Here is a 26,202-nt window from a genome sequence, read left to right on the forward strand (position 1 = left end):
GAGATCTCGCGCAGCGAAGGACCGCATCCCGGATTCCCCCTTCGCCGCGCGAGATCTCCTTCGTGCGTCAGATCGTCTTGCGCAGCGTGTATCCGCGGGGCGTCGCGACGAATCCCGCCTCCTGCAGGGCGAGCGCGAGTTCGGTGCCGTAGACGCCGTCGCCGTTCACCTTCTCGACCGTGAGCGTGTCGAGCCGGCGGGCCCTGGCGGTCGTGGCGAGGTCGGTGGCAGCCGCTTTCAGGATGTCGGTGTCGTCGGTGAAGCACAGCACCGTGCGGCCCCCGCGTTCGAGGTAGAGCACCAGGGATCCGTCGACGAGGACGACCAGGCCGCCCGCCTTGCGTCCCGGACGGTGCGAGACCTCCTCGCGTCGCGGCCACCCGAGCGCGGCGCCGTAGGGGTTCGCCGGGTCGGTCGCGGCGAGGGTCACGGCGTCGCGCGGGGGCGGGTCGGCCAGACCCGCGAAGGTGCGCAGCCGATCGACCGTGGCGGAGGCCGCGAACTGCGCGGCACCGAGCTTCTCGATCACGTAGCCGCGACGGCAGTGCCCGGCCTCTTCGAAGCCCGCGAGCACGCGATACGCCTGCGCGAAGCCGCCAGGCACCCCCTCGGCCTGCACGGCACCGCGTGTCACGACGCCGTATCGGTCGAGCAGCAGTCCCGCGGTCACGGTCGCGCGGCGCGCGGCCTCCGTCTCCGCCGTCGGCAGCAGCGACCACCGGCCGCCGACCGACGTCGGCCGCGGTGCGGTGCGGGTGAGCGACATTCCGCGATATGTGCGAGCGCGCGGGGCACGCCGGGTCACTCGGTGCGCCTGGGATCCGCCGGCGAGCAGCGACCGGATCGGCGCGAACGTGTCGTTCGTCACCCTGCCCGCCCAGGTGAGAGACCAGAGGGCCTCGAGCACGGACTGCTCGTTCTCGGCTCCGGCCATCTCCTTGAGCTGCGAGGCGAAGTACGCGCCTCCGGCGTCGAGCGCGCCGAGCACCCGCGCCTCGAGCGAGTCGTCGGCGATCTCGTCGTCGGGCTCCGGCAGCGTGAAGGGAGCGAGATCGGCGGGATGCAGCGACACCCATCCGTCGCGGCCCGGCAGCGTGCCGTGCCCCGACCAGATGACCTCGCCGGCCGCGGTGAGCTCGTCGAGCAGCGCGGGGGAGTAGTCGCGGACGCGCGAGGGCAGCACGAGAGACTCCCAGGCGCTCGCGGGAATGGGGACGCCGGCGAACTGCTCGATCACCGTGAGGACGCCGTCGAGCCCTTCGAGCGGACGGCTGAGGTGCTGCCATTCCGGCAGGAAGCGCGCGTACGCCTCCGGCGACACCGGTTCGACGCTGCCCCGGATCGCGGCGAGCGATCGCATGCGCAGACGTCGCAGCACCTCGGTGTCGCACCACTCGGTCTCGTTCGCCGCCCCCGAGGCCTCCGGCAGGAAGTATCCGCTGGTCAGGCGCCCGGAGTGCTCCAGCCGCTGCAGCGTGTGCCGTGCGACCGCCGCGCCGAGGCCGAACCGCGCCGCGACGGCATCCGTCGTGAAGGGTCCGTGGGTGCGGGCGTACCGCGCCACGAGGTCGCCGAGCGGGTCGGCGAGGGGCTCGAGGAAGGCGACGGGGATGCCGGTGGGCAACGCCGCTCCCAGCGCATCGCGCAACCGGCCGGCGTCTTCGATCGCGGCGATGCGGGTGGTCCCCGCGATCGTGACGGGGATGGCTCGACGCGCGGCCACGAGCGCATCGAGATGCGCGGCGGCGGTCCCGGTGTCGGGGTAGAGCCGCTGGTCGATCTCGGCCGCGTCCATCGGCCCGAGCATTCGCAGCAGGTCGGCGACACCCTCGAGGCCGCGCGCGTGCCGCTCGGGGTCGAGCCGCTGCGCCTCGCGTTCGAACTGCGCGATGACGGCCGGGTCGAGCAGCTCGCGCAGCTCGACCGTGCCGAGCAGCTCCCCGAGCAGGGCGGGGTCGACGGAGAGTGCCGCGGCCCTGCGCTCGGCGAGCGGCGAGTCGCCCTCGTACATGAACGCGCCCACATAGCCGAACAGCAGGTCGCGCGCATACGGCGAGGGCTGCGAAGGCTGGGTCTCGACGAGTCGGATGCGCCGGTCGGCGATCGACGTCGCGAGCCGCCGCAGCGACGGCAGGTCGTAGACGTCCTGCAGCACCTCGCGCAGGGTCTCGAGGATCACGGGGAAGGTCGGATGCCGTCGAGCCACCTCGAGCAGCTGCGCCGAGCGCTGGCGCTGCTGCCACAGCGGCGTGCGCCGGTTCGGGTTCGTGCGCGGCATCAGCAGCGCCCTGGCCGCGCATTCGCGGAACCGGGAGGCGAAGAGAGCGGACCCGCCGACCTCCTGCGTCACGAGCTGCTCGAGCTCGTCGGGATCGAAGACGAACAGCTCGGCGCCGGGCGGCTCGGCCTCGGCATCCGGGATGCGCACGATGATGCCGTCGTCGCTCGCGACCGCCGATCCCTCGACGCCGAGGCGCTCGCGGATGCGCGCGTTGATCGCCAGCGCCCACGGCGCGTGCACCTTCATGCCGTAGGGCGAGTGCAGGATGACGCGCCAGTCGCCGACCTCGTCGCGTCCGCGTTCGACCGTGAGCGTGCGATCGGTGGGCAGGGTGCCTGTCGCCTCGCGCTGTTCGGTGAGATGCGCCATGAGGTTCGATCGGGCCTGTTCGTCGAGGCCGGCCTCGATGAGTCGCTGCGCGGCCTTCTCGGGCGTCGCGGCGGCCACCTCGCGCGAGAACCGCCCGAGGGCCTCGCCCAGCTCGAACGGGCGGCCGATGCCGTCGCCGTGCCAGAACGGCACCTTGCCCGGCTGCCCGTATGCCGGGATGACATTGACCCGGTCATGCGTGATCTCGGCGATCCGCCAGCTCGTGGTGCCGAGTGTGAACACGTCGCCGACACGCGACTCGTAGACCATCTCCTCGTCGAGCTCGCCCACGCGGGCGCCGGTCGACTCGCCCGCCACGAACACGCCGAACAGCCCGCGATCGGGGATCGTGCCGCCGCTCGTGACGGCGATGCGCTGCGCACCGGGGCGGCCGGTCAGCGTGCCGGCATCTCTGTCCCACACCAGACGGGGGCGCAGCTCGGCGAACTCGTCGGAGGGGAAGCGGCCGGCGAGCAGATCGAGGGTCGCCTCGTAGGCCGAGCGCGGAAGCGACTGGAAGGGCGCCGACCGGCGGACCGTCTCGAACCACTCCTCGACGCTGATCGCCCCGAGCGCGCTGGCGGCGACGGTCTGCTGCGCGAGGATGTCGAGCGGGTTGCGCGGCACCTGGATCGCCTCGATCTTGCCGGCCAGCATCCGCTCCGTGACGATCGCGGTGTGCAGCACGTCGCCGCGGTGCTTGGGGAACAGCGCCGCCCGGCTGATCTCGCCGACCTGGTGTCCGGCACGGCCGACGCGCTGCAGACCCGATGCCGCAGAGGGCGGCGCCTCGACCTGGATCACGAGGTCGACCGCGCCCATGTCGATGCCGAGCTCGAGGCTGCTCGTCGCCACGACGCAGCGCAGCACGCCGGACTTCAGCTCCTCTTCGACCTGCGCGCGCTGCTCCTTCGACACCGAGCCGTGATGCGCCTTGGCGAGCACGGGATCGGCACCGGCCGTCGCACCCGCCTGCGCCATCATCGCCGCGGGAACGCTGCTCTCGGGAAGCGCGAGACCCAGGCGCTCGGAGTAGATCTCGTTGAGGCGTCCGGTGAGGCGCTCGGCGAGTCGCCGCGAGTTCGAGAAGACGATCGTGGAGCTGTTCTGCAGGATGCGGTCGACGATCGCCTCTTCGACGTGCGGCCAGACCGAACCCGTGACCTCGGTGTACTCGGCGTCGACCGCATCGCCGGACACGGCGGAGGCGCCGGGCGGAGGGGGCGGATTCGTCATGTCGTCCATCGGGACGACGACGCCGAGCTCGAAGGTCTTGGATGCGGGAGGGGCGACGATCTCGACCGGTGCCGCGCCGCCGAGGAATCGGGCGACCTCGTCGATCGGCCGCACCGTGGCCGACAGGCCGATGCGCTGAGCCGGTTCGTCATGCCCGTGGGTGCGGCGCAGCGCGTCGAGGCGCTCGAGGCTCACCGCGAGGTGGGCGCCCCGCTTGGTCGCGGCGACCGCGTGCACCTCGTCGATGATGACCGTGTGCACGTCGCGCAGCGTCTCGCCGGCGCGGCTCGTGAGCATCAGGTACAGCGACTCGGGGGTCGTGATGAGGATGTCGGGCGGGTCGGAGACGAGCTTGCGGCGATCGCTCGAGGTCGTGTCGCCCGAGCGCACGCCCACGGTCACGGACGGGGCATCGACGCCCAGGCGGCGCGCGGACTGGCCGATGCCGATCAGCGGGGAGCGCAGGTTGCGCTCGACGTCGACGCCGAGCGCCTTCAACGGCGAGATGTAGAGGATGCGGGTGCGCGAGGCGTCCTTCGCCCGTTCGGCGCCCTTCTGCGCGGTGCTCTCGCTGCGCTCGCGGAACACGCTGTCGATCGCCCAGAGGAACGCCGAGAGGGTTTTGCCCGAGCCGGTCGGGGCGACGACGAGCGCGTGCTTGCCCGCGGAGATCGCGTTCCACGCACCCGCCTGGGCGGGGGTGGGCGCGGGAAACGCACCCCGGAACCAGTCCTGTGTGGCAGGGGTGAAGCGGTCGAGCACGTCGCTCATCCCTCCATCATCACCCGTGCCACCGACATCGGGGTCGCCATTGTCCGAGGGGGAGGGCATGCTGTACGCATGGCGTCGCACACCACGAACTATGCGAGCACCTTCATCGAGGTGGCCGAGGACTGCCCGGTCGATCATGCCGAAGAGCCGCCCGCCGGGGAGAAGCCGACGATCGCCGCTCTGCACCATCGGCTGATCGCGGAAGAGCCGTATGCGCGCACCTCCGACGACGTGATCTTCGCGACCCATGCGCTGCGGCACGGGCTCGACCCCGACGACACCGCGGCGCGCGAGGAGTTCTTCTCGAAGGGGCAGCCCTGCCTGCGCTCCTCGCCGCTGGGCAAGCGCTACGGCTGGGGCATCGCGCACGACGCCGAGGGGAGGGTCGCCCTCGTGCCTCGCGACTCGGAGGAGTACGCGCTGCTCGCCGCAGACCCCGCGATCAGCCACACCCGGGCGATGCGGAGCCGGCGGGCCTGACGTCGCACCGCGATCGGGGTCATCCTCAGGTACGACACCGGGCGGAAAGGGGGCTTCCAGGCCGACGCGACGGACAGCGGGCCGATTTTAGCGTCGCAGTATGCCCTTCACCGAGACCCCTCCCCGCTCCTTCCCCTCCGCATCCGTCGTCGCCCGAGCAGCCGCCGCCCTCATCGGGAGCGTGCTGGTCGGGGTGGCGCTCGCACTCATCTGGCTCGCCCGTCTGAGCACCGACAGGGTCCTCTACGTGAGCGGCCTCGGGGCCGACGGCGAGCCGACGGCCGGTGCTTTCGAGATCGCCCTCGTCCTGCTCGCCCTGGGCGGGTTCTGCGTCGCGGCGGCGGCACGCGGGCTGCGAGCGACCGCTCCCGTGCTCAGGGCGTGGACGCCCGCCCTGTCGATCGTGATCGCCTCGGCGCTGTTCCTGCTCGCATCTCAGGTGCCCTGCACCGCGGGATGTCCGCTGCCTGTGGGTGACACCTTCAGCTGGCAGGACCTCGTGCACACCACGGCCGCGGTGCTCGCCTTCGCCCTCGCCGCGGTCGCGATGCTGCAGACGTCGTTCGTCGACGGTCGTCGGGTGCTGCGCACGCTGTCACTCGGCGCCGGCATCTCCACGGCGGTCGTCGCCGCCGCCGGAGGACTCCTCTCCCTCTTGCGATTCCGCACCGACGTCGGAAGCATCCTCGAACTCGTCGCCACCACGATCGGGATGGGCTGGCTCATGATCCTCGGATTCGCGATCTCGCACGCGTCGGCGCTCGACGCCGCTCAGGAGCAGCACGGCGTCGTCAGGAAGGAGAGGGGAGCGGACCGGATCCGCTCCGCTCGTCATCCCCTCGTCTTCGCACGCTGACCGGCGCGATGCGTAGAGTCGTGGCATGCCAGAGTCACCGCCCGCGTCCGAGGTGACGGCCGAGCTCCCGCGTCCGGCGGGAGCGGTCCGCCGCTTCTGGAGCGGTCATCCCCGGCTGGGTGACGGAGTCGTGGCGGGCGCCTACCTGATCATCGGCACGTTCCTGGCGGTGCTCACGCCGCTGTCGTCGGGTGTCTGGACTCCGAGCGTCGACATCGTGTTCCCGGTCATCGGCACCGTCGTCGGAGCCGTGGCGCTGCTGTTCCGTCGGCACCGGCCCTGGGGCGCGGTGGCGGTGTTCGCGGCCCTCTCGGTCGCCTCGGCCTGTGTCGGGGTCGTGCCCGAGCCGTTGGGCGGGGCGCTCGCTCTCTACGCCGTCTTCGTGTACCGATCCAACCGCAGCGGCTGGATCGCCTTCGGTGTCCTGGCACTCATCACCGTGCTGGTCATCCCCCTCGCGGACTCTCTGCTGCGCGACCGTGCATTCGCTCTTCTCGCCCCGATCGACGCGATCTCGCTCGTCGTCCTGCTGATCGCCGCGCTGCTCGGGATCACGGTCGGCGATCGGAGGCGCTACATCGGCGCGATCCTCGACCGCGCGAATCAGCTCGCTCGGGAGCGCGATCAGCAGGCGCGGCTGGCCACGCTGGCCGAACGAGCGCGCATCACGCGCGAGATCCACGACGTCGTCGCGCACAGCCTGTCCGTGATGGTGTCGCTGGCCGACGGGGCCGGCGCGCTCGCAGAGAAGGACCCGCAGCGGTCGCGGAGCGCGATCGGCGAGATCGGCGATGTCGGCAGGCAGTCACTCGTCGAGATGCGCCAGCTGCTCGGCGCGCTCGGCGACGACCCGGACTCCGGCGATGAAACCGATCCGCTCCGACCGAACCCGGGTCTGCAGGAGATCCCGGCGCTCGTTGCGACCTTCCGTGCGGCCGGGCTGCCGGTGTCGGTGCGCACCCTCGGATCTCCGCCCGTCTCACCCGCCCTCCAGAATGCGATCCATCGGATCGTGCAGGAGGCCCTCACCAATGCCCTCCGCTATGCGAGAGAGCCCCGCGAGGTCCTGGTCACTCTCGACTTCGACGGCGCCGGAGTCGTGATCGACGTGACGGATGACGGGCAGCCGGGCCCCCGCCCCGTGTCGGTCGGCACAGGGCGGGGACTCATCGGCATCCGTGAACGCGTGCGGCTGTACGAGGGCAGCGTCGATGCGGGGAGGATGCCGGGCGGCGGATGGCGCGTGCACGCCGTGATCCCCGGGCAGCACGCCCCCGACCAGGAGGAACAGCGATGACATCCCCGCCCATCCGAGTGCTGCTCGTCGACGACCACGAGTTGATCCGCCGCGGCATGCGCATGGTCTTCGACGCGGAGTCCGACATGCACGTCGTCGGCGAGGCGGCCTCCGGTGCGGAGGCTGTGCACCTCACAGCCGAACTCTCACCCGACGTCGTCCTGATGGACATCCGGATGCCCGAGATGGACGGCATCGAGGCCACACGTCGCATCGTGCGCGGCTCTCCCGGCAGCCGCGTGCTGGTGCTGACGACCTTCGACCTCGACGAGTACGCGTTCGGGAGCCTGCGTGCGGGAGCGAGCGGGTTCCTCCTGAAGAACACGCCACCGGCCCAGCTGATGACCGCGATCCGCTCGATCGCCGCGGGAGATGCGCTCGTCTCCCCGCGTGTGACCAGGGCCATGCTCGATCTCTTCGCCACCAAGCTCCCCCGGGGGACCGAGCCCGACGGCGACAGGGTGGGCGCGCTGACCGATCGCGAGCAGGACGTCCTGCTCGCGATCGCGAAAGGTCTCAGCAACGCGGAGATCGGCGAGGCCCTCTTCGTGTCGGAGTCCACGGTGAAGACGCACGTCGGGAGGATCCTGCACAAGCTCGATCTGCGCGATCGCGTGCAGGCGGTGATCTTCGCCTACGAGGCGGGACTGGTCTGAGCATCGCGGTCACCCCACCTCCCGCAGAGATCCGTCCGCGTCGATCTCGAGCGTGAGATCGAGGTCGAGCCGCGCGAGGAACGCGTCGTCGTGGCTCACGACGAGCACGGCACCGCGGTAGGCGCGCAGCGCGTCGACCAGCTGGTCGACGGTGTCGATGTCGAGGTTGTTGGTCGGCTCGTCGAGCACCACCAGATGAGGCGTCGGATCCGAGAGCAGCAGCGTCGCCAGCGCCACGCGGAACCGCTCACCGCCCGACAGCGCCGCGACGGGCCGGTCTGCGGTGGCGCCGCGGATGAGGAACCTCGCGAGTCGGTTGCGCAGCTCCTTCTCCGGCACCTGGGGCGCGGCAACCGCGATGTTCTCGAACACCGAGCGGTCCTCCGCCAGTCCGTCGACCCGCTGCGGCAGGTAGCCGACGCGGTCGGTGAGGGCCGTGGCCGAGAGGGTGGGGCGTTCCGAGCCCGCCCCGATGTCCGGCATCGTTGCGGAGCTGTCGACGGCGGCGTCGCGCACCAGCCGTTCGAGCAGCGTCGTCTTCCCTGCGCCGTTGCGCCCGGTCAGCGCGACGCGGTCCGGCCCCTGGATGATCCACGAGCGATCGCCGTCGCCGATCGTCGCGATTCGACGGCTGCGCGACACCTGCGGGTCCGGCAGCTCGATCTTCATCGACGCGTCGGAACGCAGGCGCCGCCCGGCCTCGTCGAGCGCGGTGCGGGCGGCATCCTCCTTCGCTCCGACCTCGGTGCGCAGCCGTCCCGCCGACACCTCGGCAGCCATCTTCCTTCCGTGGGCGACGATCTTCGGAACCCGCTTCTCGATCTCGGCCTTCTTGGCCGTGCGGGCGCGGTGGGCGAGCTTCACCTCGGCCTCGATGCGCTGACGCTTCTCCTTGCGGAACTCCTGCTTGGCGGTGACCTCGGCCTGCCTCGCCGCCTCCTGCTCGGCATCCAACCAGGCGCGCCATTCGGAGTACGGACCGCCGAAGACGCTCAGCGTCTGCGCATAGAGCTCGGCGGTGTCGTCCATGAGCTCGAGCAGCGACAGATCGTGGCTGACCACGATGAGCGTGCCCTTCCAGGCGCTGACCATCGCCGCCAGCTTCGCGCGGGCGTCGCGGTCGAGGTTGTTGGTCGGCTCGTCGAGCAGCGTGATCGGCGCGCGCCGCAGCCGGATGCCGGCGATCGCGACCAGCACCGCCTCACCGCCCGACAGCTCGCCGATCCTGCGGTCGAGGAACTCCGGGGCGAGGCCCGCTTCGGCGAGAGACATCTCGGCGCGCGCCTCGATGTCCCAGTCGTCGCCGACCGCATCGAAGTGCGCCTGATCGACATCGCCGGCTCCGATCGCCCTGACGGCGTCCAGGGGCGCGGCGACACCGAGGAGATCGGCGACCCTGCGATCGACGTCGAGCGTGAGCTGCTGTGGCAGATAGGCGACGGCGCCGGTCGCCGTGAGGAACCCCGATGTCGGGGTCAGTTCGCCGGCCATCAGACGCAGCAGCGTCGACTTGCCTGCGCCGTTGCGGCCGACGAGCCCGGTGCGGCCCGTACCGAAGGATCCGGACACCGCATCGAGTGCGGTCGTGCCGTCGGGCCAGGTGAACGTGAGACGGTCGAGAGTGACCGAGGAGTGAAGCGTGGGGACTGACATGGTGTCTCCTGTCGAGTGCGGGGTGCACTGACACCGGTCGCCCGAGGGCCCCGTCGGAGCGGGGCGGGCCGTCGCGAAGGACAGCGGGCGGTGGTCTGCCGTGGAGTCGGCGATCGTCGGGTCAGCGCGCGGAAGGATGAGCGCGGAGGCGACGGATCAGATCAAAGGACTTCCAGACACGGCGGACAGGACTCCACGACGATACCCGGGCGTGTCGCGAGAGTGCAACCCCGGGCGTGTCATCGTCGTGGAGCGGGCTGAGCGCTCAGCCCTTCGTGGTGCGCTCCAGCCACTTCGTGAGGAACGTGTGCACGTCGCCGAGCTCGTCCTCCGAGATGCTGTGCGTGAGCCCGGTGTAGACGCGGCCCGACAGCTCGGAGTGGGCAGGCAGCCACTGGGCGGTGTGCACGATGCGCGCCTCGGGGATCACCTGGTCGTTCGTGCCCCGGCCCCAGAAGACGTGAGGCTTCAGCGCGGTCAGCGCCTCGTCGTTCGGCAGCTCTCCCGCGGCGACGTATCCGCTGAGGGCCACGACCGTGTCGACCCGTTCGGGAGCGAGGCGCATGGCCTGGAGGGCGACGGCCGCACCCTGGGAGAAGCCGAGCAGCGCGACAGCCGGAGCATCGGCCGCGGCATCGTCGAGCCAGCGGAGGAACGCCTCGGCGGCGGAGGTGACGGAGTCGGAGCTGCGTCCGTCGAGCCCCTCGATGGCGTACCAGGAGCGACCGGGCATCGGCCACGGGGGCGACAGGGGAGCGGCGACCGATGCCACGGCGACCCCGTCGGGCAGATACGGCGTCAGACCGAAGAGGTCGTGCTCATCGGCGCCGTAGCCGTGCAGCAGCACCAGCAGCGGCGTCCCCGCCCGATCCGCGGCGGACCAGCGCGTGAGGGTGTCGTCGATCGTCAGTTCTTCGCTCACCCGCACCATCCTGCCAGCGGGGGCGGACACTCGCGCCGTCGGCCGGGTGAAGCGTATGCCGGTGAGCGATGTCAAGTCCGTGTCGACCCGACGGTGCGGCTGGTAGAAAGGAGACATGGCCGTCCGCACACCTGATCCCGACCCTGAGCCCGACGACGGGATCGAGGGCTTCGGTTCCGCGCAGCCTCCCGCTCGAGACACGAACCCGGGCTGGCTGAGCGAGTTCGAGCTCGAAGAGGCACGCCGTCATCTGCCGATGCTCTACGTCGAGGCGATCCCGGTGCGCACCGATGGGTCGGGGCAGGTGACCGAGATCGGCATCCTGCTGCGCTCCACCCCTCTCGGAGAGATGACGCGCACGATCGTGTCGGGGCGCGTGCGCTTCGGGGAGACGATCCGCGACGCGCTCTTCCGCCACGTCGAGAACGACCTGGGGCCCATGGCCTTCCCGCTCCTGCCGCCGCAGCCGCTGCCGTTCACGGTCGCCGAGTACTTCCCGATCCCGGGTGTGAGCGCCTACCACGACGACCGGCAGCACGCCGTGTCGCTGGCGTTCGTGGTTCCCGTGACCGGCACCTGCGAGCCGCGTCAGGACGCGCTCGAGGTCACCTGGTTCTCGCCCGAGGCCGCAGGGTCCGACGCGGTCTCCGCCGAGATGGAGGGCGGCCGAGGCACGCTCATCCGTCAGGCGCTCGCGAACCTCGGGCTGCTCCGGTAGCTCGGTCTGCTCCGGTAGCTCGGTCGCCTCAGCGTGAGGTGAGACGGGCGAGCTCGGCGACGAACGCGTCGACGTCGGCCTCCTCGGTGTCGAAGCCGCACATCCAGCGGACCTCGTTGCGCGCGGCATCCCAGTCGTAGAAGCGGAACGATTCGCGCAGCTGGTCGGCGATGCCGTCGGGCAGCTGCGCGAAGACGCCGTTCGCCTGCGTGGGCTGCGTGAAGGCGACGCCGTTGATCGTGCCGGCGGCGATGCCGGCCTCGATCGAGCCGCGCAGGCGCTGGGCCATCGCGTTCGCATGCCGGGCGTTGCGCAGCCACAGGTCGCCCTCGAGCAGGGCGATCAGCTGCGCCGACACGAAGCGCATCTTCGACGACAGCTGCATGTTGAACTTGCGCGAGTACTGCAGACCGTTCGACGCCTCGGGGTTCAGCACCACGATGGCCTCGCCGAGCATCGCGCCGTTCTTGGTGCCGCCGAAGCTCAGCACGTCGACCCCGGCGTCGCGGGTGAACGCGCGCAGCGGCACGTCGAGGGCGGCGGCCGCGTTCGAGATGCGCGCGCCGTCGAGGTGCAGGGTCATGCCGCGCTCGTGCGCGTGGTCTGCGAGCGCCCGGATCTCATCGACCGAGTACAGGGTGCCGAGCTCGGTCGACTGGGTGATCGAGACGACGAGCGGCTGCGCGCGGTGCTCATCGCCCCAGCCCCAGGCCTCGCGGTCGACGAGCTCGGGGGTGAGCTTTCCGTCGTCGGTCGGCACGGCGAGGATCTTGAAGCCGCCGATCTTCTCGGGGGCTCCGCCCTCGTCGACGTTGATGTGCGCGGTGGATGCCGCGATCACCGCACCCCAGCGCGGCAGCATCGACTGCAGGCCGGTGACGTTGGCCCCGGTGCCGTTGAAGACCGGGAACGCCTGGACGCCCTCGCCGAAGTGCTCGCGGAAGACCTCCTGCAGGCGCTCGGTGTAGGCGTCTTCGCCGTAGGCGACCTGGTGGCCGCCGTTGGCCGCCGCGATGGCCGCGAGGACCTCGGGGTGGACGCCGGAATAGTTGTCACTGGCGAAGCCCCGGATCGCGGGGTCATGCGGAATGCTCACCGCACAAGCCTATTGCCGGATGAGAGCGTGATCTGCGGTCTGGGCCTACCGAATGTCGGTGGCCGCGCCTACCCTCGAAGCCATGGAGCGCACCGCTGCGAAGACCGCCTTCGCGAACGTCCTCGTCAACACGCTCATCGCCAACGTGACGACGAGCTTCCTGTGGTTCGCCCTGACCTTCTGGGTGTACATCGAGACTCAGTCGGTTCTCGCGACGGGCATCATCGGCGGTGCCTACATGCTGTTCATCGCGTTCTTCGCGATGATCTTCGGCACGATCGTCGATCGCAACCGCAAGCACACCGTGATGCTGCTCTCCAGCGTCATCTCGGCCGTCGCGTTCCTGATCGCCGGCCTGCTCTACGTCTGGCAGCCCGAATCGGCGCTGCTCGATCTCGGCGGCCCGTGGTTCTGGCTGTTCTCGGTCGTCATCCTGTTCGGAGGGGTGATCGAGCAGCTGCGCAACATCGCGCTGTCGACGACGGTGACGCTGCTCGTGCCCGAAGAGCGGCGGGCCAACGCGAACGGGCTCGTCGGCACCGTGCAGGGGCTCGCCTTCCTCGTCACGAGCGTCTTCTCGGGTCTGTCGATCGGCTTCCTCGGCATGGGGTGGACGTTGGCGATCGCGATCGCGGCGATGGTGCTGACGTTCGTGCATCTGCTCTTCATCCGCATTCCCGAGGGGGCACCCAAGCCCGATCCGGATGCCACGAGCGCACTCGACTTCCGTGGCAGTGTGACGGCCATCAGGCTCGCTCCCGGGCTGTTCGCGCTGATCATCTTCTCGACCTTCAACAACCTCATCGGCGGCGTCTACATGGCGCTCATGGACCCCTACGGCCTGACCCTGTTCGATGCTCAGATGTGGGGTTTCGCGCTGGCGTTCTCCTCGACGGGGTTCCTGATCGGCGGCGGGCTGGTCGCGAAGTTCGGCCTGGGCGTGAAACCCATGCGCACCCTGCTCCTCGTGGTGATCGCGATGGGCCTGCTCGGATCCGTGTTCATGCTGCGCGAGTGGTGGCCCCTCTACGTGATCGGCATGTGGGTGTACATGGCGCTCGTGCCCCCCGCCGAAGCGGCCGAGCAGACCATCATCCAGAAGGTCGTGCGCTACGACCGGCAGGGGCGGGTGTTCGGCGTCGCCGCCGCGATGGAGGCGGCGGCGGCTCCGGTCACGGCGTTCCTGATCGCCCCGATCGCCGAGTTCCTGATCATCCCGTACATGAGGACCGACGCGGGACAGGAGCGGTGGGGGTGGCTGCTCGGCGAAGGCGACGCCCGCGGCATTGCGCTGATCTGCCTGTTCGCCGGGCTGATCATGGTGGTCGTCGGAACGCTGGCGTTCTTCACGAAGTCGTACCGCAAGCTCACCGCGCTCTACGCGAACGCCCCGGAGCAGGACCTCGGCGAGGGCGACGGCGATGCTCGCGAGGGCGATGCTCGCGAGGGCAGCACGGCGGAGCCGTCGGGGCAGGGCGACGAGGGCGGGGCTCCTCCGCGGGTGCGCGGGCTGCCGCCGGAGATCCCGGAGGCGCGGCGCTGACCGTCGTCGGCCGTCAGGCTCAGTCGAGGGTGATGATCTGGTCGTTGAGGGTGGCGGCGTCGGCGTTCCACAGAGCCAGCACCCGGGGGGCGAGCGATGCCGGGTCGAGCGCCTTCGCTCGGAAGACGATGGATGCCGCACGCAGCGGCTCGCCGGCATCCCGCGCGGACTTCGCGAAGCCCTGAGCGACGGCCCGCGTCCAGGCCTCGGCCGCCGCCTTGACTGCGGCATAGTTCGCGCCCCCGGCGAGAGGGCGTCCGACGGCCGTCGACGACACGATCGCGAAGCGGCCGGCATCCGAGGCACGCAGGGCGCTGTCGAACGCCCGGCTGCTCGCACGCACCGCCTCCAGCGCGGGGAGCAGCGCGGAGAAGTCATCGTCCGTCTGTCCGGCGAGTCCGCCGCCACCTCGCCACCCGCCCACCAGCGGGATCACGGCGTCGACCGCGTCGAGGCGCGACGCGAGATGCGTCATCTCCTCGAGCGAGGTCGCGTCGGCGACCTCGACCTCCGCGCCGATCGCGCGCAGCGGCTCCAGCCGCTCGGCCGACCGACCGGTCGCGATCACCCGGGCACCGCCGTCGACAAGTGTCCTGGCCAGGGCCAGCCCCGATCCGCTCGTGGCTCCGGCGAGGACGATCGTGCGATCCGTGACGCTCATGTGCTCAACTCCCGTTCAGAACAACTCTCGTGCAGAAACAGCGCTGCGGCCACCCCGGGCAGGAATGGCCGCAGACGCCGCGTCCGATCGCCCCCGCGACCGGACCCCAGAAATGCGCGGATCAGTGGTCGGTGCCCCGGATGCCGACGGTCGACTCGATGACCGGCTTCATCTTCTTGTCGAGGGCTTCGAAGAACATGGACAGGGGGAACTCGTCGTCCAGCACCGCGTCGGTGTATCCCTTGGGCGCGCCGGCGAGGATCTCGTCGGGCAGGCCTCGGGCCCACCGCGAGGCCGGGTTGGGCGTGAGGACCGAGCGCACGAGATCGTACGCGGCCAGCCAATGCGCCGTCTTCGGGCGGTCGATCGAGCGCCAGTACAGCTCGTCGATCGCGTCGCCGAGAGCCACGACCGCGTCGGGCACCGCGGCCCAGTCGAAGGCGAGCGCCGTGTCGGTCCAGTGCAGCACGCCGCGCTGGTGCAGCCACGCGAACAGCAGCTGTCCGCCGAGGCCGTCGTAGTTGCGCACACGCGACCCGGTGATCGCGAAGCGGAAGATGCGGTCGAAGATCACCGCGTACTGCACGAGGCCCGCGTGCTCGAGCATCTCCTGCTCCGATGCCGTCAGAGCGTCACCGGCCTCCGAGCGCGCGCCGAGCGTGCGTTCGATCTTCACCGACTCGCGGAACGCGGTCAGGTCGCACCGCAGCTCCTCGAGCGAGTAGAGGAAGAACGGCATCCGCTGCTTGATCATGAACGGGTCGAACGGCAGATCGCCGCGCATGTGCGTGCGGTCGTGGATGATGTCCCACATCACGAACGCGCGCTCGGTGAGCGCCTGGTCGTCGAGCATCGCGGCGGCGCGCTCGGGCAGATCGAGCTTCGTGATCTCGGCCGCGGCGCGGGTGACGCGGCGGTAGCGGGCGGCCTCGCGGTCCTGGAAGATCGCACCCCAGGTGAACGAGGGGATCTCGCGCATCGCGACGGTCTCGGGGAACAGCACGGCCGAGTTGGTGTCGTACCCGGGCGTGAAGTCGACCAGGCGCAGCGAGACGAACAGCTTGTTGCCGTAGTCGCCCGCCTCGAGGGCGGCGATGAACTCGGGCCAGATCGTCTCGACGATGAGCGCTTCGACGAGGCGGTCGCTCGAGCCGTTCTGCGTGTACATCGGGAAGACCACGAGGTGGCGGGTGCCGTCGACGCGGTGCTGCTGCGGCTGGAAGGCCAGGAGCGAGTCGAGGAAGTCGGGTACTCCGAAGCCCTCCGCGACCCAGCGGTCGAAGTCCGCCACGGAGGCGGCGAGGTACTCGGCATCGTGCGGGAAGGCGGGGGAGAGGGCGCGGATGCCGGCGGTGATCGCGGCGACGAGGTCGCGGGCGGCGGCATGGTGCGCCGCATCCGGGATCGAGCCGTCCTTGATCTGCATCTCGCGGATCGCGATCGCGGCGTCCTTGAGCTGCGCCCACGCGGCGCTCTGCTCGGCGATCGACGCGTCCTCGACGACCTCGGGTTCGCCGACGATGGCCTGGACAGCGGTGCTGTGGGCGGAAATGATGGACATCGGGACCTCCGATCGGAGAGATTGACGGAAAGATTCCGGCATATACGGAATCCTGACGATAATCTTACATCCATGGATGATTCTGTCGACCGCGCGATCCTCGCCGAGATCTCCCGTGACGGCCGGGCGACGCTCTCTCAGCTGTCCGATGCCGTCGGACTCTCGGTCTCGGCCGTGCAGTCGCGATTGCGGCGCCTCGAGACCCGCGGCATCATCACGGGCTACCGCGCGATCCTCGACCCCGAACTGGTCGGCACTCCGCTGTCGGCGTTCATCGAGATCACCCCGCTCGATCCCGCGCAGCCCGACAATGCGCCGGAGCTCTTGGAGCACCTGATCGCGATCGAGGCGTGCCACTCGATCGCGGGCGACGCCAGCTACATGCTGTTCGTGCGCGTCGCGTCTCCTCGTGCACTCGAAGAGCTCGTGCGTGACATCCGGCTCGCGGCCAACGTCAGCACCCGCACGACGGTCGTGCTGCAGACCTACTACGAGCACCGGCCGATCATCGCGGCCGACCAAGAGATCTGACCCGCGCCGCACGGCGCATCACAGCACAGCGCCGACCATCGCCTCACCGAGCGGCGTGCGCAGATGCAGCATCCGGGCTCCCGCTCGCTCGCTCGAGACGAGCCCCGCCTCGCGCAGCACCGTGAGGTGGTGGGATGCGGTGGACACCGCGATCCCCGCATCCATCGCCACCTGCGAGGTCGTCCGCGCGGAGCCGGCGCCGAGCAGGATCCCCGCGCGGGCGGGCCCGAGCAGAGCGCCCAGGGCATCGGAGATCGCGGTCGCGTCCCGCGCCCAGCCCGCCGTCACCCCGCGTGCCGGGTAGAACAGGGTGGGTTGCGCGGGAGGTTCCGTGAGCACCATGCATCCCCACGACGACATCACCGACGGCACGAGAACCAGTCCGCTGCCGTGGCAGTCCACCTGCTCGCTGTGGCGCCGGAGCGACACGCGCACCGCCCCGTCGCCCCAGCTCACCGCAGGGTGCAGTCCGCCGGCCATCCCGGCGATCCCGGAGGTCGCGATGATCCGCGCGCGCACGGAGATGTCGGCGCGCAGCAGCCGTTCGAGCTGAGGCCACACCGGCGCGAGCGCCGCGTCCCACACCTCCGACCAGGCCTCCGCGATCATCTGTCGTGCTCGGGCGGGACTCTCCTGCATCTCCCGCAGTGCGCTCTGACGTGCACCGGTCGAGCGCGCGACCATCTTGCCGAGGTCGACGCGCATGGGGGAGAGCGCGGTGACGCGTAGCGCGTCGAGCTCGGCCTCGGGTGTCATATCCCACCGTGGCGTCGCAGTGAGGAAGTCGGGCAGGTAGCCGTCATCGCCGATGATCGCCTCGAGCAGTCGGAAGCTCTCTCGGGGCATCCTGTCGCGCACGGCGCGAAGCCAGCCCCACTGCAGTGGATGCTGCTGGGGGCGCAACAGCACCCGCACCGCATGCGCGAGTTCGTGACCGGGGGAGATGCCGAATCTCACCGCCTGGATGTCGCCCGGGCTCAGCTGGAACTCGACCCGATGGTCGGGGTGCTCAGCGCCCTCGACCGGCGGACCAGGCGATAGCGCTCCTGAGTTTCGATCCACATCGAAACTCTAGGACGAGTGGCTCAGCGTGTCGAGACTGAGTGCATGAACAGCACATCCGCTCCTCTCGGGGTCGTCCCAGGCGGTGACATCCGCATCGGCACGGGACGCAGCCGCAAGTTCGTCGGTGCCGAGCACGGCGCCGACATCTCATACTTCTCGGTCGAGAATCGGCCGGGTGAGGGGCCTGGTCTGCACTGGCATCCGTATTCTGAGACCTGGGTCGTGCTCGAGGGCACGGCGCAGATCACGGTCGGCGACGACACCTTCGTCGCGGAGGCCGGAGACACGGCGACCGGTCCGGCGTTCGTGCCGCACTGCTTCACGAACGTCGGTGACGGAGTGCTGCGGATCATCTGCATCCACGCATCCGCCACCATCATCCAGACTTTCCTCTCCGAAGACTGATTCCGCGAACACCACAGGAGTATCCATGTCCTTCCAGGCATATCTCGACAAGGTCGAGACCCAGACCGGCCTCACGCCGCGGCAGTTCATCGAGCTCGCCAAAGAGCAGGGTTTCGACGAGACCACGAAGTCGACCGTCGTGCTCAACTGGCTCAAGCAGGACTACAGCCTCGGCCACGGGCACGCCCAGGCCATGGTGCACGTGATCCTGAAGGGGCCGAAGATCAGCGACAAGCATGTGGGCAAGGGCGGCGCGCACGGCGATGCGTCGGACACCCTCTGGCTCGACGGCAAAGACAGCAACCCGAATCCCTGATCGGCGACCTGAGAACAGGCAAGGAGCGCACATGGCCGTTCGCGTCGATCTCAACGTCTCCCTCGACGGATTCGCGACCACCACAGACCAGACGCCGGAGAATCCGTTCGGCGACGACTGGCCCCGTCTGGTCGCCGCCTACACCGCGACGCGGACGTTCCGCAGTCGGGTGCTGGGCGACGACTCGGGCGCCGGTACGACCGGCGTCGATGAGAAGTACGCGCATGCGTATTTCGAGGGCATCGGCGCCGAGATCATGGGCGCGGGCATGTTCGGTCTGCACCAGAACCCGGATGACCCGCAGTGGCGCGGGTGGTGGGGAGACACTCCGCCCTTCGAGGTGCCGGTGTTCGTGCTCACGCACACGCCGCGCGACTCGATCGAGTTCGAGAACGGCACCGTGTTCCACTTCGTCGATGCCGCACCGGAGGAGATCCTGCCCCGCGCGGTCGACGCCGCCGAGGGTGGCGACGTGCGCATCGGAGGAGGGGTGAACGTGGTGAGGCAGTTCCTGCGCGCGGGACTCGTCGACAGAGTGCATCTCGCGGTGGCGCCCCTCGTGCTCGGCAGCGGGGAGCGCATCTGGGACGGACTCCGCGGCCTCGAGAACGGCTACGAGTTCCGCTCCGAGGTGGCCGAGAGCGGGGTCACGCACCTCACTTTCGCGCGTCGCTGAAGGGCTCCGCGCGCCGGCGGACATGGCATCGGCCAGTAGGATTCCCTGCGTGGCAGCATCCTCGAAGCGCAAGAAGACCCAGGCCCGCGTGAGCGGCAACCCCGCCAGGCGCGCCGGCGGCAACCCCGCCAACCGACCCGTCGTCGACGCGGGTCCCGTCACGGTCGGCGACTGGATCGGCGCCGCTCGAGTGCGCACGCTCCCGCTCGCGATCGCCCCGGTCGTGATCGGCACCGGCGCCGCGCGCAGCACGGGTCCGGAGTTCCACTGGGTCATCGCCCTCGCCTGCCTCGCGGTCGCGGTGCTGCTGCAGATCGGTGTCAACTTTGCGAACGACTACAGCGACGGCATCCGCGGAACCGATGCGGTGCGGGTCGGCCCGGCCCGCCTCACGGCCTCGGGTCGGGTGAAGCCCCGCACCGTGCTCATCGCGGCGCTCGTGTTCTTCGCGCTCGCCGCGGCGGTCGGTGTCGCGATCGTCATCCGCACGGAGCAGTGGTGGATGCTGGCGGTCGGCGCGGCCTGCATCATCGCCGCCTGGTTCTACACCGGCGGCAAGCGCCCCTACGGGTACAACGCCCTCGGCGAGGTCTTCGTCTTCATCTTCTTCGGACTCGTCGCGACCCTCGGCACCACCTGGGTGCAGGCCTTCGAGCTGCCGCAGCAGGCGTGGCTCGGAGCCATCGCGGCAGGGCTGTTCGCCTGTGCCGTGCTGCTCGCCAACAACCTGCGCGACATCGACCAGGACCGCGTGGTCGGCAAGCGCACCCTGACTGTTCTGATCGGCAAGCGCGCCACGCAGGTGCTCTTCACGCTGTTCGTGCTCGTGCCCTTCGGCATCCTGATCTTCCTGGCGCTGCTGTACCCGATCGCGTGGATCGGACTGCTGGCGCTGCTCGCCGGACTCCCGGCGATCCTGATCGTCTGGACCTACCGTCAGGCGAAAGAGCTCGTGATCGCCCTGGCGCTGACCTCGCTCACGGCGCTTCTGTATGCGGGCGCGCTGTTCTGGGCGTTCGCCGGCTGAGAACCACGGTCGACGTCGTCGTGGAACGGGAGGGCGGCCCGGGCGCGGCGGTTCGCCTTCAGCCGCGCGGCGAAGTCCCCGCGCTGTCGGAATCGGGACGCCCGGCGCCGTCGATCGCCTCGTCCTCGGCATCCGCGTCGGCCTGAGCGGCCTCGCTGCGTCCGCCCCGACGCTCGACGAGACGGGCCGAGGCGTCGGCGAGAGGAGCCCGCAGGAACAGCATCGAGATGCTCACGCCGATGAGGGCGGCGAAGATCGCGGCCAGCCACCAGAACTCGCGGAAGATCGGGAAGAAGAACCACAGCACGGCCAGCGGGACGAGGAAGGCCAACAGCCGCAGCACGGTGTAGACGAGGAAAGGCGCACGGTTCTTCACCCGGACAGTCTACGTTCGCGGTCTGAGGCTCCGGCTGAGAGCCCGATCGCTACGGGTCGATTCCGAGGGCGCTGAACGGGATGCCGCGCACCACGCGATGCCACGGATGCTCGCCGAGAGACCACAGCAGCTTCGCGTCGAGGTCGAGCGCGAGGTCCTCGCAGCCGACCGGCAGCGGTACTCGGTCGCGCTCCAGGGCGTCTCGGGGTCCGGTCCACAGGGCTCCCGGGTGCATCCGGTCGGACTGCGACACGAAATGGCGCTCGCCCCAGCGCACCGCGCCCTGCATCCGGGGGAGGCCCGGAGAGAAGCGCTCCTGCTCCTCGAAGCGGCCGTCGGCGGTGTCGGGCACCGTGAACTCCGCGATCCTCCCGGAGTCCGCCGTCAGATACTCGCCGATCAGCACCCGCCGCAGGGGAGCGCCGTCGGCGTCGAAGACCCGGCCGAGATACGAGCAGCGCAGGTCGACGGGATGCACGCGCGTGCGCACCGCGACCAGAGCGGATGCGCGCACGCCCCGCCCCGAGAGTCCGGCGACCCGGCGGGCATCGGCCCCGCGCACCCGACGGATCGCCGACAGGTCGAACTCCCAGATGCCTCGCCCCGTGGCAGCGACGAACAGTCGATCGCCGAACCACGCCAGACCTCCGGCGTGGATCGGCGCGGGCTGCAGCATCCCGTCCTCGTCGATCGCGAGCAGCACGTCGAGGTGCCGGGAGCGTTCGAGGTCGACGAACGCGATCCGCGAGGCGAGATGCGTGCCGTCGAGCTTCTGCCGGAACCAGCTCACGGCCAGAGTGCGCCTGCCCCGCCACTCGCCGAGGTCGACGCCCTGGGGATACCAGCGGCGGGTCCAGGTGCGCGCACTGAGCCAGCGCAGGTCGACGGTGCCGCGGTGTCTCTGGCGCACCGGGCGCCACGTCGTTCCGAACGGCCACAGCATGTGACCCATCGTCGCCGATCGGAACCGGAGACGCGAACCGGAGCGCGAGCCCACGGTGCGAGACACCGGTGCGAGACACCGCGCGTTCACCTCGGCGTCCCCGATCGGCAAGGAACGCCTGGCACCATGCCGAGACCGTCCACCCCGGGAGTTCCGTGCGCACACCGCTCGTCACCGTCATCCTTCCTGCCAAGGACGCGGGTGCGTACATCGGCACGACGCTCGAGACGCTGACCCGCCAGTTCGACGACCCCGCGGCACTGAAGCTCGTGGCGATCGACGACGGCTCGCGCGACGACACCGGCACGCTCATGCGGCGGTACGCCGAGAGGTTCCCGCACGCCGAGGTCATCGCCAATACGACCCCTCGCGGGCTCGCGACCGCACGCAATCAGGGACTCGCGCACGTCGAGGGCGAGGCGTTCTGCTTTCTCGACGGCGACGACTGGATGCAGCCGCGGCGCCTCGACGTGCTCGCTCGCCGACTCGGCGACCTCGGCTGCGACCTCCTCCGCACCGACCATGTGACGGTCACCGACGGCGTGCGCGCGCTGAAGCCTGCGCCGTATCCGTGGCGAGACGCCGTCGCGTCGCCGCGGGACGCGATCCTCCCCGAAGACGAGCCGACCATGGTCGACTATCCGTTCGCCTGGGCCGGGATCATGCATCGCCGGGTGCTCGACGACGGCCTGGCCAGGTTCACACCCGGGCTGTTCACAGCGGAGGACCGCCCGTGGATCTGGCGCCTGCACCTGCAGGCCCGCTCGTTCGCGGTGGTCGATGCGCCGGCGCTGCTGTATCGGCGCGGAGTCTCGTCGTCGCTCACGCAGGTGCGCGATCGGCGGCAGCTCGACTTCGTGCGGGCGATGCACGAGGTCCTCGACATCGTCGAGGCCGATGCCGAGGCGGAGCGCTTCCTGCCGAAGGCGGTGTGGACGGTGCTCGCCCTGAGCTCCCGCCACCTGGTGCGCGCTCGCCGCATGACCCCGGCACTGCGCGCCGAGATGCGCAGCGGCATCCGCGGTCTTCTCGGGCGCCTGCCCGACCGTGACACGGGAGCGGTGCTGGCGCGGCTCGACGGTCCACGCCGCCGGGTGCTGGCGTCCCTGCTGCGGTCGGTGGGAGCGGGCTCGGCGGACGTCGGAGCGGCCGGAGCGCGCGCATGACCCAGCTCTTCGCGCTGCACAGCGCCTACGGGCTCGCGACCGCCGCCGCGGCCCTCGACGGGGGGCTGCTGGGCGAACGGGGCGAGCGACTGCTGGTGCCGTTCCATTCGTCACGTGTGCCCGAGACCTCGATCGGCATCGTCGCGGACCCCGCCCTCGCGGGCCTGCGCGCCCGCTTCGACCGCGCCGAAGATCTCGACGAGCTGCTCGGGCCACGGCATCCCGGGTCGTGGGCACCGGAGCCCGACGATCTTCCCCTGCTGCGGCGCCTGCTGACACGCGCATGGGGCCTCGACGACGACCTCGAGATCCTGCTGCAGAGTCCCCAGGTGGCCCCGGCGCGCACCCTCATGCTGGTCTTCCCGCACGCGCGCATCACGATCATCGGCGACGGCCTGATGACGTACTCGCCGATGCGCATCGCGCTGCCGCACACCGTGACCGCGCGCATCGGACGGGTCGTGCACGCCGACGTGGTGCCCGGGGTCGTGCCGCTCGTCGCCTCTCCGCACGCCGAGCCCGTGCCGGTGCCACCCGGGCTGTTCGGCGCCGTGCTGCGCGAGGTGGCCGATGCCGTGGGCGACACCGACGGCGACGGCGCCGTCGACCGCGACGACCGGTCGACGGTGCTCGTGCTCGGGCAGTACCTGTCGGCGCTCGGGCTCGTGAGCGAGTCGGAGGAGGTCGCGCTGCAGAGCGCGATGATCGACCGGGCAGCGACCCGCGATCCGCAGCGCATCGTCTTCAAGCCGCACCCGTCGGCGCCGCCGCGTCTCACCGACGCGCTGCGCGATCGGGCCGCGTTCCACGAGATCGCGTTCCACGAGTATCGAGGCGCGCTCTCTGCCGAGATGCTCGCCGAACGCCTCGACGCCGTCGCGGTCATCGCCGGCTTCTCCACCGCGCTCCCGACCGTGCAGACCGTGTTCGGTCGCGAGATCGACGCAGTGGGTGCCGACACGGTTCTCGCGCGCCTCTCGCCGTATGAGAACAGCAACCGGGTGCCGGCGACGATCGTCGACGCGCTCACCCGGCGCGACTCGCCCCACCGCGATCCCGCGCGGATGCAGCTGCTGGTCGACGCGGTCGGGTATGCGATGCAGCCGACCGTGGCCAGGCATCTGCGTCCGCGTGCAGAGGCCCTGCTCGCCGACCTGCCCGCGGGGGAACGCGAGCGATACTTCAGCGCGGAGCGGCTGACCGAGCTGCGCCTGCCCGGCGCCCCCGCCGAGAGAGTGGTGCGACGTGCGCTGCGTCCGGCGGGCGGGATCGGCCGTGTCGAGGAGCTTCGGCTCACCGCACTCGGCGCACGACGGCGTCTCGTCAGAGCATGGCGAGCTATCAGAGGACGGTGACGGGATGACCCCCGAGACGACGATGACCCCCGCGACGACGACCCCCGAGACGACGACGACCCCCGAGGCGACGGAGACCCCCGCAGGCAGGAGTGCGTCGACAGGAGCGGCGGCGGTGACGGTCGCGATCATCCCCGCGCGGGGTGGATCGAAAGGCGTCCCGCGCAAGAACGTGCGGCGCGTGGGCGGGGTGCCTCTCGTGGAGCGTGCGGTGCGCAGCGCGCTCGCGGCCGACGGCATCGACCTCGTGGTCGTGTCGACGGACGACGACGAGATCGCCGCGGTGAGCGCGGCCGCCGGGGCGCGCATCGTGCGGCGCCCTGCCGAGATCTCCGGCGACACGGCGTCATCCGAGAGCGCGATCCTGCACGTGCTGGACGAGCTCGCGCGGGCGGGGGAGCAGGTCGATGTCGTGGCCTTCCTGCAGGCCACCTCGCCGTTCATCCCGAGTGACGCCCTGTCGGAAGCCGTGACCGAGGTGACAGAGGGGCGAGCAGACAGCGTCCTCTCCGCCGCCGAGACCTTCGGGTTCCTGTGGCGGCGCGCCGGCCAGGAGACACCCGACGCCGGCGCCGCCGTCGCGCTCAACCACGACGCCGCCCACCGCCCACGCCGACAGGATCGCGAACCGCACTTCCTCGAGACCGGTGCGTTCTACGTGTTCCGTGCCGACGGATTCCGCGAGGCGGAGCACCGCTTCTTCGGGCGCGTCCGCATCGTCGAGGTGCCCGAGTGGTCGGCGATCGAGATCGACGACGAGCAGCAGCTGCGCATGGCCCGAGCGCTCGCCGCCCTGTACGAGTCGCCCGAGCGGATCCCGGTGCGCGCGGTCGTGACCGACTTCGACGGGGTGCACACCGACGACACGGCGACCATCGATGCCGACGGCGTCGAGAGGGTGCGGGTCAGTCGGGAGGACGGCATGGGGGTGTCGCTGCTGCGCACAGCCGGCATCCCGATGCTCATCCTGTCGACCGAGGTGAACCCGGTCGTGCGGGCGCGGGCCGACAAGCTCCGCGTGCCGGTGCTGCACGGCATCGACGACAAGGAGTCGGCGCTGCGGGGCTGGGCGGCGGAGAACGGCATCCCGCTCGCCGAGATCGCGTACCTCGGCAACGACGTCAACGACCTGCCCGCCCTGCGCATCGTCGGATGGCCCGTCGCGGTCGCCAACGCGCATCCGCTCGTGATCGACGCGGCACGCGTCGTGCTGCGTCGGGTCGGCGGGCAGGGGGCCGTCCGCGAGCTGATCGAACGGGTGTTGCCGGCCTGACCGCCGCCGGTAACCGTCAGGCCTCCCGTCGTTCACACTCGGCGCGTACCCAGGGGAGAAGGCCATTTCGACCACCGGAGGAATCATGACTGTCAGCATCGGCTCGCGCGTCATCGGAGGCGGTCACCCCGCCTATCTCATCGCCGAGATCGGCCTGAACCACAACGGTGACGTCGACATCGCCAAGCGGCTGATCGACGTCGCGGCGAAGGCGGGCGCCGACGCCGTGAAGTTCCAGAAGCGCACCCCCGAGATCTCCACCCCCGAGCACATGCGCGATGTGCCGCGCGAGACGCCGTGGGGCACCATGAGCTACCTCGACTATCGCCGCCGGGTCGAGTTCGGCCGCGACGAGTACATCGCGATCGGCGACCACGCCACGATGCAGGGCCTCGACTGGTTCGCCTCGCCGTGGGACGTGCCGAGCGTCGACTTCCTCGAAGACCTGAACGTGGTGGCCCACAAGGTCGCCTCGGCCAGCCTCACAGACACCGAGCTCCTCGTCGCGCTGCGCGAGACGGGCAAGCCGATCATCCTCTCGACCGGCATGTCGACGATCGAGCAGATCGACCGCGCGCTCGCCACGCTCGGCACCGACCGCGTCGTGCTCATGCACGCGACGTCGACCTATCCGCTGGAGCCCGAGGAGGCGAACCTCCGCGCCATCGCCACGCTGCGCGACCGCTACCCCGGAGTCCCGGTCGGCTACTCGGGGCACGAGCGCGGTCTGCAGATCTCCCTCGCGGCGGTGGCGATCGGGGCCGTGGCGGTCGAACGTCACATCACCCTCGACCGCACCATGTGGGGCTCCGACCATGCGGCCTCGCTCGAGCCGACCGGTCTCGATCACCTCGTGCGCGACATCCGGGTGATCGAGGCGGCGCTGGGCGACGGGGTCAAGCGCGTGTTCGACAGCGAGCGCGCGCCGATGGCCAAGCTGCGTCGCGTCTCGGCGTGACCGGGTCGGGC

24 protein-coding genes are annotated in these 26,202 nt (G+C 70.5%); 15 read left to right on the forward strand and 9 right to left on the reverse strand.

The genetic code is table 11. The annotated features are described in order from the left end of the window. Positions 1–67 precede the first annotated feature (67 nt). On the reverse strand, positions 68–4,657 hold the full coding sequence (locus HWD99_RS10770; protein WP_241796248.1) for an ATP-dependent helicase: 4,590 nt from the start codon (positions 4,655–4,657) through the stop codon (positions 68–70). A 69-nt stretch (positions 4,658–4,726) separates the two neighbouring features. Here HWD99_RS10770 and HWD99_RS10775 point away from each other — a divergent pair, with 69 nt between their 5' ends. The 4 genes from HWD99_RS10775 to HWD99_RS10790 all read left to right on the forward strand — a co-directional run bounded on the left by HWD99_RS10775 (position 4,727) and on the right by HWD99_RS10790 (position 7,946). Beyond that, the gene (locus HWD99_RS10775) at positions 4,727–5,137 is read left to right on the forward strand and encodes a DUF6157 family protein (RefSeq protein ID WP_241796249.1); all 411 of its coding nucleotides are present in this window, start codon (positions 4,727–4,729) and stop codon (positions 5,135–5,137) included. Positions 5,138–5,237: 100 nt separating this feature from the next. Then, complete coding sequence (locus tag HWD99_RS10780) at positions 5,238–5,993, forward strand: DUF998 domain-containing protein (protein ID WP_241796250.1); 756 nt, start codon at positions 5,238–5,240, stop codon at positions 5,991–5,993. Positions 5,994–6,018: 25 nt separating this feature from the next. Further along, positions 6,019–7,290 carry a sensor histidine kinase gene (locus HWD99_RS10785; protein WP_241796251.1) on the forward strand — a complete coding sequence of 424 codons (1,272 nt, stop codon included), beginning with the start codon at positions 6,019–6,021 and terminating at the stop codon, positions 7,288–7,290. Next, positions 7,287–7,946, forward strand: a complete 660-nt coding sequence (locus HWD99_RS10790; RefSeq protein ID WP_241796252.1) for a response regulator transcription factor — start codon at positions 7,287–7,289, stop codon at positions 7,944–7,946. The genes HWD99_RS10785 and HWD99_RS10790 overlap by 4 nt, the downstream gene beginning before the upstream one ends. A gap of 9 nt (positions 7,947–7,955) precedes the next feature. On the opposite strand, the gene HWD99_RS10795 is transcribed toward HWD99_RS10790, so the two are convergent. Beyond that, on the reverse strand, positions 7,956–9,599 hold the full coding sequence (locus HWD99_RS10795; RefSeq protein ID WP_241796253.1) for an ABC-F family ATP-binding cassette domain-containing protein: 1,644 nt from the start codon (positions 9,597–9,599) through the stop codon (positions 7,956–7,958). Between the two features lie 265 nt (positions 9,600–9,864). Then, positions 9,865–10,530, reverse strand: coding sequence for an alpha/beta hydrolase (locus HWD99_RS10800; protein ID WP_241796429.1), 666 nt, complete (start codon positions 10,528–10,530; stop codon positions 9,865–9,867). A 106-nt stretch (positions 10,531–10,636) separates the two neighbouring features. Here HWD99_RS10800 and HWD99_RS10805 point away from each other — a divergent pair, with 106 nt between their 5' ends. Continuing rightward, positions 10,637–11,239, forward strand: a complete 603-nt coding sequence (locus tag HWD99_RS10805) for an NUDIX hydrolase family protein (RefSeq protein WP_241796254.1) — start codon at positions 10,637–10,639, stop codon at positions 11,237–11,239. A gap of 28 nt (positions 11,240–11,267) precedes the next feature. On the opposite strand, the gene HWD99_RS10810 is transcribed toward HWD99_RS10805, so the two are convergent. Then, positions 11,268–12,335 (reverse strand): low specificity L-threonine aldolase, encoded by a 1,068-nt coding sequence (locus tag HWD99_RS10810; protein ID WP_241796255.1) that lies wholly within the window; start codon positions 12,333–12,335, stop codon positions 11,268–11,270. A gap of 82 nt (positions 12,336–12,417) precedes the next feature. On the opposite strand from HWD99_RS10810, the gene HWD99_RS10815 reads away from it, so the two are divergent. Further along, positions 12,418–13,878 (forward strand): MFS transporter, encoded by a 1,461-nt coding sequence (locus HWD99_RS10815; protein ID WP_241796256.1) that lies wholly within the window; start codon positions 12,418–12,420, stop codon positions 13,876–13,878. Between the two features lie 19 nt (positions 13,879–13,897). On the opposite strand, the gene HWD99_RS10820 is transcribed toward HWD99_RS10815, so the two are convergent. Beyond that, positions 13,898–14,539, reverse strand: coding sequence for an SDR family NAD(P)-dependent oxidoreductase (locus HWD99_RS10820; protein ID WP_241796257.1), 642 nt, complete (start codon positions 14,537–14,539; stop codon positions 13,898–13,900). Between the two features lie 121 nt (positions 14,540–14,660). Next, positions 14,661–16,100 (reverse strand): DUF6421 family protein, encoded by a 1,440-nt coding sequence (locus HWD99_RS10825; protein ID WP_241796258.1) that lies wholly within the window; start codon positions 16,098–16,100, stop codon positions 14,661–14,663. 72 nt (positions 16,101–16,172) lie between these two features. Between HWD99_RS10825 and HWD99_RS10830 the strand changes: the two genes are divergently transcribed. Beyond that, complete coding sequence (locus HWD99_RS10830) at positions 16,173–16,631, forward strand: Lrp/AsnC family transcriptional regulator (protein WP_241796259.1); 459 nt, start codon at positions 16,173–16,175, stop codon at positions 16,629–16,631. Between the two features lie 18 nt (positions 16,632–16,649). Here the strand turns inward: HWD99_RS10830 and HWD99_RS10835 are convergent, their stop codons facing one another. Next, a complete protein-coding gene (locus HWD99_RS10835; protein ID WP_241796260.1) occupies positions 16,650–17,693 on the reverse strand; it encodes a DUF5937 family protein in 1,044 nt (347 codons plus the stop codon). A 45-nt stretch (positions 17,694–17,738) separates the two neighbouring features. Here HWD99_RS10835 and HWD99_RS10840 point away from each other — a divergent pair, with 45 nt between their 5' ends. The 4 genes from HWD99_RS10840 to HWD99_RS10855 are packed head-to-tail and all read left to right on the forward strand — an operon-like array spanning position 17,739 to position 20,120. Then, on the forward strand, positions 17,739–18,101 hold the full coding sequence (locus tag HWD99_RS10840; protein ID WP_241796261.1) for a cupin domain-containing protein: 363 nt from the start codon (positions 17,739–17,741) through the stop codon (positions 18,099–18,101). Between the two features lie 25 nt (positions 18,102–18,126). Further along, positions 18,127–18,417, forward strand: a complete 291-nt coding sequence (locus tag HWD99_RS10845) for a DUF4287 domain-containing protein (protein ID WP_241796262.1) — start codon at positions 18,127–18,129, stop codon at positions 18,415–18,417. 31 nt (positions 18,418–18,448) lie between these two features. Continuing rightward, positions 18,449–19,093 (forward strand): dihydrofolate reductase family protein, encoded by a 645-nt coding sequence (locus tag HWD99_RS10850; protein ID WP_241796263.1) that lies wholly within the window; start codon positions 18,449–18,451, stop codon positions 19,091–19,093. A gap of 49 nt (positions 19,094–19,142) precedes the next feature. Continuing rightward, complete coding sequence (locus HWD99_RS10855) at positions 19,143–20,120, forward strand: 1,4-dihydroxy-2-naphthoate polyprenyltransferase (RefSeq protein WP_308220715.1); 978 nt, start codon at positions 19,143–19,145, stop codon at positions 20,118–20,120. A gap of 58 nt (positions 20,121–20,178) precedes the next feature. Here HWD99_RS10855 and HWD99_RS10860 read toward each other — a convergent pair whose 3' ends face one another. Together HWD99_RS10860 and HWD99_RS10865 are read right to left on the reverse strand one after the other, a co-directional pair. Next, entirely contained in the window at positions 20,179–20,496 is a 318-nt protein-coding gene (locus HWD99_RS10860) for a DUF4229 domain-containing protein (RefSeq protein ID WP_241796264.1), read from the reverse strand. Between the two features lie 49 nt (positions 20,497–20,545). Then, positions 20,546–21,439 (reverse strand): hypothetical protein, encoded by an 894-nt coding sequence (locus HWD99_RS10865; RefSeq protein ID WP_241796265.1) that lies wholly within the window; start codon positions 21,437–21,439, stop codon positions 20,546–20,548. Between the two features lie 155 nt (positions 21,440–21,594). Between HWD99_RS10865 and HWD99_RS10870 the strand changes: the two genes are divergently transcribed. The 4 genes from HWD99_RS10870 (at position 21,595) to HWD99_RS10885 (ending at position 26,191) form a co-directional block, all read left to right on the forward strand. Further along, a complete protein-coding gene (locus HWD99_RS10870; protein ID WP_241796266.1) occupies positions 21,595–22,605 on the forward strand; it encodes a glycosyltransferase family 2 protein in 1,011 nt (336 codons plus the stop codon). Continuing rightward, on the forward strand, positions 22,602–23,960 hold the full coding sequence (locus HWD99_RS10875; RefSeq protein WP_241796267.1) for an alpha-2,8-polysialyltransferase family protein: 1,359 nt from the start codon (positions 22,602–22,604) through the stop codon (positions 23,958–23,960). The genes HWD99_RS10870 and HWD99_RS10875 overlap by 4 nt, the downstream gene beginning before the upstream one ends. 4 nt (positions 23,961–23,964) lie before the next feature. Then, positions 23,965–25,233 (forward strand): acylneuraminate cytidylyltransferase, encoded by a 1,269-nt coding sequence (locus HWD99_RS10880; RefSeq protein WP_241796268.1) that lies wholly within the window; start codon positions 23,965–23,967, stop codon positions 25,231–25,233. Positions 25,234–25,318: 85 nt separating this feature from the next. Beyond that, the gene (locus HWD99_RS10885; protein ID WP_241796269.1) at positions 25,319–26,191 is read left to right on the forward strand and encodes an N-acetylneuraminate synthase family protein; all 873 of its coding nucleotides are present in this window, start codon (positions 25,319–25,321) and stop codon (positions 26,189–26,191) included. Positions 26,192–26,202: the final 11 nt, after the last annotated feature.

This window comes from Microbacterium sp. C5A9, assembly GCF_022627955.1.
In the GTDB taxonomy this organism is placed as follows: Bacteria; Actinomycetota; Actinomycetes; order Actinomycetales; family Microbacteriaceae; genus Microbacterium.